Here is an 11,337-nt window from a genome sequence, read left to right on the forward strand (position 1 = left end):
TGCATGCTCTACGAGTTGATCCCCAACATGCCGGATGTCCGCTTGCGACCGCTTGTCGAGCGGTTCGGCGTATACATCGATCAACACGCGGCTCTAAATCAGACGTTCTCATGCGTCTGAAAATGAGGGGATGCCTGAGGCGAGAGCCGCTAATCTCGCCTCTGAAATCTCGAGATTATCCCGGAGAACGGCGGCGAAGACCGTCGCGAAGACGATCAGGATAAGATCAATACCTAGAACTAACAGCTGGCGCATTTACGCTGTTTCTCACAACTCAAGCATTGATTCGGAATATCCCAAAGTTTGCTCGAAAACGCCATGAGCTATATAATAGCGACGGCGCTCGGGCCAACTTAGCTTGATGCAGCATGGCGAAATTAAGGCGTTTGCGGCCTGGCGCCGAAGGAAGGCGCTTCGCTGCGGATTCTGCTTGGTTCCCTGCGGCGGGCAGGGTGTCGAGCTGGCGAAGCGGGCGGCGGATCAATCAAAAAGGCGCCCGCAACAGCGAAAACGGCCATCATAGCTCCTGAGCGCAGGGGATAGTCGAACAGCGAATGAGCGGCGAGGAGCGCAACGATCAAACTCGCCGCGCGAGCCAAGGATTGATCGATTGCGAGACCTTCACTGTATGAGCGCCGCCAGACCTTTGCGGACGCTAAGACGAACCAGATCGCGAACACGCCGATGAGGATTGGTCCCGCTACTCCCGATTCGAGCCACAATTGCAGAAAATCGTTATGGGCATGGTTGACGTAGGCGTTGGCGATCATTTCCTGGGGCTTTTGGAACATCGCGTAAGTCGGAACGAACGCGCCCTGTCCGGCCCCAAACGGCATGAGCGTTTTTGCCGCTTCGATCGTGTTGCTGGAGATCGCTACGCGAGCGTCCGCCAGCGGATCGGTTTCGAACCTTTCCAATACGCGGTACAAGGCGAATTGTAACGAAAAGACGATCGCCAGGGTCGTCGCGCCGAATATCAGTCTGCCGACGGGCGCCGCCTCTTTCGCCGCGCCCTGGCCGCGTTGAGCCAGAGCAAATGCGCCAAACAGCGCGACGATCGTCAAAATCACGCCGGCGCGGGAACGCGCCATCAGCTGGCCGGCGATCAGCGCGACGATTACGGCGAAACCCACGACGTGCGTCACGGTCGCCCTCGTATCGAACTTTTTTACTGGATCATACGCGCGCGCCATCATCGCGCCAGTGTCGCTCGCGACCCAGGCGGCAGCCAATGGGAGTAGAGAATATAGCAATGCCGCGAAATGGTTCCGGTTGAGGAAAAAGCCAACCGCCTCGTTAGGAGTGAGGATTTCGGAAAACCATAATGGGCTCGAAATGCCTCGGGCGACTTGCATCAGCCCGACAAAAACGCTGGCGAGCCCCACGGCGAGCACGGCGAGACTCAACCATTGGCGCTCGCGGTGGTTGAGCAAAAGCGCGCCGAGGAAGACCGCGAGCGGTGGGAGCAGAGAAAGTGCGCTGAGCAAGGTCGCGTCTGGCGACATGCTGAGCGGCGCCCAGGGGAGGTCGCGTCCAATCAGTTCGAAAGCCGCTGTTATGGTCTCACGGCCGGGGAGTTTGGTCCAAATGGTCGGCGGCAGGGGAACCAGCTGCGCCAAGGGAACGACCGCTATTGCTCCGCATAACGCCAGCGCCCGGCGCATGTCGCGCGAAAGCGGACCGTCCACGATGCGCCATAGAGCGGCAATAAGAAGCGGAAGAGAAAGGAGTTGAAGGAGAGTATCCGAAAGAAATCCAGGCCCCGCGCCTCCCCCCAATAAAAGAGCGCATACGAGGCCAAACGCGCAAAAATAAAAGAGCGAGGTAACCCGCTCTTTCAAAGCCGATGCATCGCCCGGCACGGCCGACGCCACCCTGCGTCGACCTAATTACATATGGGGATGGCGCCGCCGCTAACTGGAACAAGTTTGTTGGTGCAACCCCCTCCACCGCTTAGCCCCACGGCGGCGCCCACCGCTCCGCCAACCACGACCAGGGAGCCAAGGACCGCAAGGGTAGGATCCAGACCGCTATCGGCCTGGGCCTGCGGAAGGTCACACGGAATTCGCTCCCTGTTTGGGCCCAGCATCGGCCTTCCGGTCACAGCGTCCGCCAGTATCCCGCCTTTGCAAACGGGGGGAAGGGGAGCCGCCTGCGCTAGGCCGCTTACCGCCAGACCCGCCGTCACCGCCAGAATTGTTAACGCTTTCATGGTTCCTCCGAACTCTGTTCGCTGCACCAATGGTTGTCAAATTCATCGATCGACCAAATTCATCAATCGACAAGCCTCGATATCCGAGCTTCGATTCTTCTCAATATTAGACCACCGCATTTAATCGAGCTCGCGGTACAGTTGCAATGTTTAACTTTGGTTTTCGACGAAATTTCGGCAAGAGTGTTGCGCAAAGGCAACACTGCCGCATTGATTTTGATTTTTCATGCCTTCATTTCGGCGCGCACATGTTTGGGCCTTTTGGCTCGGTTCCGCACGCCGATGCGCCGACGCTTCGTTTTTTCCCACGGCTGTCCGGTTCATTTATTGCTTGAATATGTGCATGGCGTTGATTCTATTCGTTGCCAGAGGGTTACGAATCATCTGGACACGGAATCGGAACAACGCCATGCGCCACAAGAATATCGTTTTCCACGATCTGCTCAAACTGGTTCCCTGGAGCGTCTTCGACAAGCTTGTGAAAGAGCATGGGAGCGACGAACTCGTGCGCGGGTTCGACACGCGCCGTCAGCTCATCGCACTGCTTATGGGCAGTTTTCCGGCGCGGAGTCGTTGCGGGCGATCGAAACGGCGATGGCGAGCCATGCGACGCGGCTCTATCACGTCGGCGGCGCGATCGCCCGCCGCTCGACTTTCGCCGACGCCAATCGCAACCGGTCTCCTCAAGTGTTTTCCGGGCTTTTCGAGCACATGCTGGGCACGGCGACCTCGGCCAACCGCAAGATGCGTCAAGAGATGAGGGAGGTCGTGCGGCTGATCGACTCGACCAGCCCGCATCTGGCCGGCGTCGGCGCGCAATGGTCGCGATTTTCCGCCGATGTGTGCGGCGCCAAGGCGCATGTCGTCTACGATCCCGATCTCGCCCGCCCAGTTTATCACTCGGTCACGGCGGCCAATGTCAACGACATCACGGCGGCCAAGGAGATGCCGATCGAGGCCGGCGCGACCTATGTGTTCGATCTCGGCTATTACGATTACGGTTGGTGGGCGCGTCTTGATGCGGCGGATTGCCGGATCGTCACGCGGTTCAAAACCAATACGCCGCTGCTCGACGCGAAGGACATGCGCTTGCCGGCGGGTTCGCGCGCGCTGAGCGATCGGATCCGCTTTTTACCGGGCCGGCAGGCGAAGAGCCGCAAGAATCCGATGCGGGCCGCCGTGCGCGAAGTCGTCGTTATGACCGACACGGGAAAGCGATTGCGCATCTTGAGCAACGATCTGGACACGCCGGCGGACGACATCGCCGATCTCTACAAGCGATGCTGGCAAATCGAATTGTTCTTTCGCCTGATGAAGCAGACGCTGAGGATACGCTCCTTCATCGGACGCTCGCAAAACGCGGTTCGCATACAGATCGCGGCAGCCTTGATCGCGCATCTGCTCTTGCGGCTCCTGCAAAATATCGCCAAGTCAAACCACGGGTTCCTCGAACTCGCTCGACTCGTGCGAACCAACCTGATGCACCGCAAATCCTTCCTGAGCCTGAAGGAAATACAGCACACACAACCGCGCGATCACAGACAACACGAGTTCGACTGGCGCTATGCTTGAACCGGACAGCCGTGGTTTTTTCCGGACCGCCGCAGCGCGCTGCGGTCGTCGATCGAACGACAGCGGAAAATCTGTTAAAAAAATTTTCAGTCCTGCGCTACTTGGCTCGTCGCGCCCAAAATTTGCCGTGATTTGTGGCGAAAGGGAACAAAATCCATTTCCTCAAGTAGCATTCAGGATTGCATGATTGATCTTCATAGCCACATTCTGCCAGGCCTCGACGATGGCGCGGCGGACCTCTCCGTTTCTCTCGAGATGGCCCGGGAGTGGGTCTCCGACGGGGTTACGACGGTCGCATGCACCCCACATATCTTGCCGGGGCTCTATAGCAACACAGGCCCGGGAATCCGCCTGGCCGTCCAAAAGCTCCAGCGGATTCTGGACTGCGAGGATATTGCATTGCGTCTCGTCCCTGGCGCGGACGCCCACATCGTGCAGGATTTCGTCGCTGGACTGCGGTCGGGGCGCATTTTGTCGCTCGCCGACACCCGCTATGTTCTCGTCGAGCCGCCGCATCACGTGGCCCCGCCTCGTATGGAGGAATTCTTCTTCAACGTAATGACGGCCGGATATGTGCCGATTTTGACGCATCCCGAGCGACTCACCTGGATCAGATCCGGTTACCAAACCATAAGACGTCTGGTTCAAGCGGGGAGCTGGATGCAAATCACGGCGGGCTCCCTGACTGGCGCCTTTGGGCGAAATGCGCAATATTGGGGCGAGCGGTTGCTCGACGAAGGCTTGGTCCACATCCTGGCGACCGACGCGCACAATATGCGGGCGCGCCCGCCAATTTTGAGCGAAGGGCGCGATCGGGCGGCGAGGCGGGTCGGAGCCGCGTAGGCGCGGCATCTCGTAGTCACCCGGCCCAGGGGCGTTCTCGCGGATGTCTCGCCATCCAGTCTGCCGGCGCCAATGGCGATCGTTTCTTCTTCCGAGGTGGTTTATGGCGAAACAAAATCTCGAGTCGGCGGCAGGGGTCGGGCGCGTGATTGGCGTCGCGCTATGGGTGGCGTGCGTGGGATTTCTGAGCGGCTGCAACAGCTATTTAGGTGACGAAGGCAATCCTCCGCCAGAAAAACGCGCCGGCCGCGACGTCTCCTCGGGCGCCGGCGACAGAGCCGAGCTCGAGCGCGCCGCCGACAAATACCTGGCGCCAGCCACTCCAGGAAATGCCGCCTACAGGATCGGACCGCAGGATGTTCTCGACATCACGGTCTTCAAGGCGCCGGATCTATCGAAGACAGTGCAGGTGGCCGAGGTCGGGACGATCAATCTGCCTCTGGTTGGCAATGTCGCCGCCGCGGGCAAGACCGCAGCCGAGGTCGAGCACGATCTCGAAGCCAAGCTCGGCGCCAAATATCTGAAGTCACCGCAAGTCACCGTCTTTGTGAAGGAATACAACAGTCAGCGCGTCACCGTGGAGGGGGCGGTCAAGCGACCGGGCGTGTATCCGATCCGCGGCCACGACACGCTGATGCAGTCGATCGCCAAGGCGGAGGGCCTCGATAGGGAATCCGCGTCCAGCAATGTGGTGGTTTTCCGCACGACCAATGGGGTTCGCTCCGCGATGAGGTTCGACATCAATGATATACGGAGCGGGAATTCCGAAGACCCGCCGATCCAGGCAGGAGACGTGATCGTGGTCGATGATTCCATGGCGAAGTCCGCGTTCCAGTCCTTCGTAAAAGTGCTGCCTTTGGCCGGCACCGCGGCCTTTGTCTTTTGATCCAATCTTGGAAAATCGTGGGCTCCACCGCACCGCGAACCGGCGACCGCTTTTTAACGACCCGATCTATTAGCGAAGAACGAAGATCAGACGCCGGTCGACCACTCGTTCATCGCCGGCGACCACGCCGTCTCGGCTCCACGCGGACCCTATGGTCAGTTCGGTGCCGTCACGACGAAGGCTTCGGAGAAGCGTTGGCGCGCGGGCAGACCCACAGATTGCAGTTGCATGCGGACTCACCTTTTACGAGTTGTTGTGACGGCCTTTGGCGCGAGTCGAAAGAATACCGCGATCAAGCTAGCGAGCCTGAAGGCGAAATGTCGGGGGCGAACGCGACGGACTATGATGCCGCCTCGGTCCCGCGGGACCTGATTGCCGGCGCCGTGATGTCTCGAAAACAAGATCGTTGGCGCGTCCCGTGAACAGGCGGAGGCAACATAGGCCAATGCGCGTGAATGCCGCACAGAAGGCGAAGCTTTACGATCTGGCCGCCGCCATTCCGATGATGGCGTGGCTCGTTCTTGGGATCGGCGGGTCGTTGCTTCGAATTACGCAAATGCTCGACGCGCATGGAGACGTTCTGGCGATCTGTTCGCAACTTGCGAACGTTGCGTTCTTGAGTCTCTTGACATTGCTCGTCATTATTCGCTGTCCAGCAGTCCGAAAAGCTCGCGGATTATTGCCTAGAGGCGCAGGGATCGTCGGCGTTTTGCTGCCGTCCGTTTTTCTGGCGCTCCCTCGGGCAAAACTCACACCAGCCATGGCCATATTTTCGTCCGCCACGGCGCTATTGGGAATCATATCCGCGATCTTCATAGCGTGTTGGCTGGGGCGTTCCTTTGGCATTTTGCCGCAAGCTCGCTCGCTTGTCACCGAAGGTCCGTACAGCGTCGTCCGTCATCCCCTTTATCTCGCGGAGTTGATCGTGGTGTTTGGCGGAATGTGGCAATTCGACTATCCATGGTCTTTTTGTGCAATGTTTTTGACCATTACGGCTCAAATTCCGCGTATGCACTACGAGGAGCGGGTGCTGATGGAAGCATTTCCATCCTATCGCGACTATGCTGACCGCACGGCAAGATTACTTCCAGGCATATACTAGCTGGGCCTGGATGAACCGGGCGTCGATGTGGCCGAGCAAGCAGGCTCCAGGTGAATTATGGCTGTCTGAATGCTGGAAGTTTCCTTGCAAGCGCGCGCTCACACCTTAGAGTGAACCGATGACCGACGCCCAACAAAACAGTCCGTCAAACGAGAACGAGGACCGAGCTCTGGTCGATCGGGGGGAAGTCGACGCCCGCGCCGTTACGGCGACGCGCGACCCCTATGGCCGGATCGGCGCCTATGCGGGAAATGCGCCGGAGACGCATGATGGGCTCGGCCTCGACCTGCGCGAATATTGGCGCATCCTGAATAAGCGAAAAACGCTCATCGCCAGCATCGCCGCTGCGTTTTTGGCGATCGGCCTTATCTGGACGCTGATGCAAACCCCGCTTTACACAGCGACCGTGCGACTTCAGATCGAACGCAATGTCGCGAAAATCGTCGAGAGCGGAAATGTTACGCCGACGGAAACCTTCGACCTCGACTTTCTCAAGACTCAATATGAACTCCTTCAAAGCCGCAGCCTAGCCGAACGCGTCGCGTCGATGACCCGACTCGCGGACGACCCCGAGTTCAATAAGCCTGTGGGGTCGTCGATTCTGTCGATATTCGGCGGGTCCGACAAAACGGCGCCCGGGAGCCAACAGAGCGGCAGGGAGATCGCGGCGGCGAAAATGATTCTCGATCGTCGCGTCGTACGGCCGGTGCCCGGCTCACGACTGGTCGACGTCAGTTATTCCGACCCGGATCCGGCGCGCGCGCTACGGATCGCCGCCGCCTACGGCGAGGGCTTCATCGCCTCCAACCTCGACAAGCGCTTTCAAGCCAACGCTTATGCGAAAACCTTTCTCGAGGATCAGATCAAGCAGTTGAAGCTACGCCTCGAAGACGCCGAGAAAGTGTTGCTGGAGTTCGCCGAGAAGGAACAGATCGTCGCCACCGCGGACAAAACCTCCATCGCCGAAAGCAATTTGGCAGCCGCCAACGCGGCGCTCGGAAACATCATCTCGGAGCGTATCAAGAACGAACAGCTGTGGAAGCAGGTCCAGAACGAGACCGCGATCAATTTGCCGCAGTTGCTGACCAACAGCGTCATCGACGGCTTACGGGTCCGGCGCAATCAGCTGGTGACCGAGTATCAGGAAAAGTCGGAAACGTTCCGGGCGGACTATCCGGCAATGGTGCAGATCAGCAACAAGATCAAGGAGACCGACCGGCAGCTCGCAACCGAGGTGAAGACGATCAGGTCATCGCTGAAAGCAGCCTATGAATCGTCGTTGAGCCAGGAAAACGAAATGAAACAACGAATCGAGACGCTGCGCGCGGATGCGCTCGATCTGCAGAAACGAAGCATTCAGTACAACATCCTCAAGCGTGAGGTGGACACCACCCGCTCGCTCTACGAAGGTCTTCTCCAGCGCTTCAAGGAAGTCGACGTCGCCGGGGGCGCGGGCGCCAATAATGTGTTCATTGTCGATAAGGCCGAGCTTCCGCGCCAACCCTCCTCGCCGGTGATGTCGCGGGCGCTGGCGCTTTCCCTCGCGCTCGGCCTCGCCGCGGGACTTGCCGCCGCCTTTGTCCTGGAGCGACTCGACGACATTGTCCACTCGCCGGAGGAGGCGGAACGCGTCTTTGGCCTCGCAATGCTCGGCGTGATCCCGAAAATCACCCCCCCCCAAACCATCGAGAGTGAGCTCGCCGATCCCCGCTCGGCGCTGGCGGAAGCTTACCGTTCGCTATGCACCGCACTGCAATTCTCGACCACGGCGGGGCTTCCCAAGACCCTGCTCGCGACCAGCGCCGCCCCCGGCGAAGGAAAGAGCACGACCTCGCTCGCCATGGCGCGACATTTCTCGGTCTTGGGCCTCAAGGTCCTGATCATCGACGCTGACCTTCGCAACGCGTCGCTGCACAAGAGACTCGGTCTTGAGAACGGCGTCGGCCTCAGCAATTACCTGACCGAAAATTGTTCCGCGCTCGAGGCGATACAGCGAACCGAACTCGCCAACTTTTTCTTCATGGCCTCGGGCCCACTCCCTCCTAACGCCGCCGATCTTCTCAGCGGACCCCGGCTATTGTCACTGCTCTCAACTAGTCTTGAAGTTTTCGATCTCATTGTCATCGACGGGCCGCCGGTCATGGGGCTGGCGGACGCTCCGATATTGTCCAACGCCGCGGCGGCCACGGTTCTCGTTATGAGCGCTGGGGAAACGAAGATGGGCGCTGTCCGCAATGCGCTCAAGCGTCTGGAAATGGCGCGTACGCCGATTATTGGGGCGGTTGTCAATAAGTTCGACGCCAAGACCGCCGGTTATGGTTATGGTTATGGTTATGGTTATACTTATGGCGAGAGTGGCGAGCGAAGTTCAGGCGACAAACCGGACGACGCCGGAAAAGAACGGCAGCAACTGCGCAAGCCGCAAGACGCCAGTTCATGAGCATGAGCGATGCGACGGCGTTGAGGATAGCCATCGATCTCATGCTCATTCCATCGCGCGTTCGGGCGCTTAAGAAACGGGACTTACCGGACGACGCTTCGCTCCTCCTCCACATCGTCGCCGGCGATGGAGAGGCGATGCAAAAGGCCGTCGAACTGACAGACAAATCTCGAGAAACCGTGCGCGCGGCCGCAGCGTTCTTTATTGAGCAAGTGCTGCTTGATCCGGAATGCGACAGCTACCGCGTCCTGGGGGCGAACAAAAACGCGACCAATGCCGAATTGCGCCGCAATATGGCGTTTCTTCTCAGATGGCTGCACCCGGATGTCGGCCAGAACGCCGAACGAGCGGTCTTTGTTGGCAGGGTCACGAGCGCCTGGGACAACCTCAAGACGCCAGAGCGGCGCGCCGCTTACGATGCGACGATAATCGCGTGCGGAACAGAGCGTCAAGAGCGCCGCGCGGATACCCGCAAGAACCCTACTCTTGCAAAAATCCGGCAGAGACGGCGACGCCGCCCAAACGGCTCCAATCTCAACAAAATGCGCAATTCCTCCCGCGCCGACCGACCTCGCTGGCCGAAGCGAAACGGATTATTGTATCGCTTTCTCTTGTTCATCATGGGCCGGCGGGAATATTAGGCGAGCGCGCGGGCGAGGTCGCAAAGCGGCGGCGTTTACACATTGGATATGTCCGATGTGTTGTGGAGCCGCTCAGGAGCAGCAGAGCTTTGAACATGCACAACCCCAGATTCTCTCGCCTCGACGACCAGACGCCGCGTGGCGTTCGGTTGAACTGGCCGCGCGCCGCATCCTTCGCGATTCTCGGGCTGGTTCTTGTCTGGCTGATCGTGTCGCGCAGTTTTGTCGCTTACCTCGCGGCGACGGCGCCGGAAGCGGCGTTGCTTCTGCGCCCAGGCGATCCGACCGCGCTCATCGGCCTCGCTGACCAGGAATTCAACGCCAACGACAAGGACAAACGCGAGAAGCCGGAGAAATCCAGCGCCGGGGCAAGATCCTTGTCCCGATTGCAGGAGCAAGTCGAAACGGCGCTCGCGGCCGATCCTCTCAACGCGCGCGCCTATCGGTTGCTGGGTCAATTGGCTGAAGCCGAAGGTGACGCCTCAAGAACAGCGAAACTGATGCAAACAGCCGCGCGCCTTTCGCTCAACGAAACCATCGCGGTCGAATGGATGATGCGAAAGAGTTTCGCTAACGAGGACTATCCTGCAACTGCCTTTTACGCGGACGCTTTGCTGAGAACCCGTCCGCAGCTGATGGATTATGCCTCGCCAATTCTGGGGCGCATGGCCGAGAACAAGGACGCCAAGCGAGAGATCGAAAAGCTGCTCGCCGCCGATCCGCCATGGCGGTCGCAGTTCTTTGCGGCGCTCGGCAAGGCCATAACCGACGCGCGCACGCCGCTCGAATTGTTTCTCTCTCTCAAGGATACGGCGGCCCCGCCGACGCCGGCCGACGTTCACGCCTATCTCGCTTTCCTCTTTCAGCACAAGCTTTACGACTTCGCCTATTACGTTTGGCTGCAATTCCTGCCGCCCGAGCAACTCGGGAGCGCCGGATTTTTGTTCAATGGCGGCTTTGAGTCGAAGCCCTCCGGTGCGCTTTTCGACTGGACGATGCCCCAAGGCAAGGGCGTAATCGTCGATATCGCGCCAAGGCCCGAGGCGAGCGATAAGCGCGCGCTCTTCCTGGAGTTCGGCCAAGGGCGTGTCGATTTTCCGGGCGTATACCAGACCACCGTGCTGCCGCCCGGCGCCTATCGGCTCAAAGGGTCGTTCAAAGGCGAAATCATCGGGCCGCGCGGAATGCAGTGGAGCATATCCTGCGTGGGAGGGGCCGCGATCGGCGCGAGCCAAATGTTCCTGGGGTCATATCCCGTCTGGCGGGATTTCGAGTTCGATTTTGTCGTTCCCGAGACTGGCTGTCGCGCGCAGTCGGCGCGACTCGCTCTCGCGGCGCGTTCAGCTTCCGAACAACTGGTTTCCGGCTCGATCTGGTTCGATGAACTTTCGATTTCACGCCAACCGGCGGAGCCCACGAAATAGCGTACAGGCTCATTCATGAAGCTATCTATGCCTTGCGCCCCGGCTCCTCTATGCGGCCGAAGCGGCGATCACGATGCGCATATTCGGCGACGGCCGCCTCGAAAGCCGCTCTGTCGAAATCCGGCCAATTGATGGGCAGGAACACGAATTCCGAATAGGCCGCTTGCCGCAGTAGAAAATTCGACAGGCACTGCTCGCCCGAGGTGGGGATCATGAG

The 11,337-nt window shown here is 59.4% G+C and carries 8 protein-coding genes and 1 pseudogene; 7 read left to right on the forward strand and 2 right to left on the reverse strand.

Going from position 1 to position 11,337, the window contains the following annotated elements; all coding sequences use genetic code 11:
• Window positions 1–377: 377 nt before the first annotated feature.
• Window positions 378–1,688, reverse strand: a complete 1,311-nt coding sequence (locus tag ACR65W_RS10675; protein ID WP_434500910.1) for an O-antigen ligase family protein — start codon at window positions 1,686–1,688, stop codon at window positions 378–380.
• A 933-nt stretch (window positions 1,689–2,621) separates the two neighbouring features.
• Between ACR65W_RS10675 and ACR65W_RS10680 the strand changes: the two are divergent.
• The 7 genes and pseudogenes from ACR65W_RS10680 (at window position 2,622) to ACR65W_RS10710 (ending at window position 11,120) form a co-directional block, all read left to right on the forward strand.
• Window positions 2,622–3,784: pseudogene (locus ACR65W_RS10680) on the forward strand (IS4 family transposase).
• Between the two features lie 183 nt (window positions 3,785–3,967).
• A complete protein-coding gene (locus tag ACR65W_RS10685) occupies window positions 3,968–4,627 on the forward strand; it encodes a tyrosine-protein phosphatase (protein WP_434500911.1) in 660 nt (219 codons plus the stop codon).
• Between the two features lie 103 nt (window positions 4,628–4,730).
• A complete protein-coding gene (locus tag ACR65W_RS10690; protein ID WP_434500912.1) occupies window positions 4,731–5,513 on the forward strand; it encodes a polysaccharide biosynthesis/export family protein in 783 nt (260 codons plus the stop codon).
• A gap of 445 nt (window positions 5,514–5,958) precedes the next feature.
• Window positions 5,959–6,615 carry a methyltransferase family protein gene (locus ACR65W_RS10695; protein ID WP_434502647.1) on the forward strand — a complete coding sequence of 219 codons (657 nt, stop codon included), beginning with the start codon at window positions 5,959–5,961 and terminating at the stop codon, window positions 6,613–6,615.
• Window positions 6,616–6,733: 118 nt separating this feature from the next.
• Complete coding sequence (locus ACR65W_RS10700) at window positions 6,734–9,055, forward strand: GumC family protein (RefSeq protein ID WP_434498948.1); 2,322 nt, start codon at window positions 6,734–6,736, stop codon at window positions 9,053–9,055.
• Between the two features lie 137 nt (window positions 9,056–9,192).
• A complete protein-coding gene (locus ACR65W_RS10705; protein WP_434502649.1) occupies window positions 9,193–9,696 on the forward strand; it encodes a J domain-containing protein in 504 nt (167 codons plus the stop codon).
• 95 nt (window positions 9,697–9,791) lie between these two features.
• Window positions 9,792–11,120 (forward strand): tetratricopeptide repeat protein, encoded by a 1,329-nt coding sequence (locus ACR65W_RS10710; protein WP_434498950.1) that lies wholly within the window; start codon window positions 9,792–9,794, stop codon window positions 11,118–11,120.
• A 25-nt stretch (window positions 11,121–11,145) separates the two neighbouring features.
• Here the strand turns inward: ACR65W_RS10710 and ACR65W_RS10715 are convergent.
• The coding region (locus tag ACR65W_RS10715; protein WP_434498951.1) for an undecaprenyl diphosphate synthase family protein at window positions 11,146–11,337 on the reverse strand (192 nt) is incomplete at its 5' end.

The organism is Methylocystis sp. (genome assembly GCF_051062815.1).
In the GTDB taxonomy this organism is placed as follows: Bacteria; Pseudomonadota; Alphaproteobacteria; order Rhizobiales; family Beijerinckiaceae; genus Methylocystis.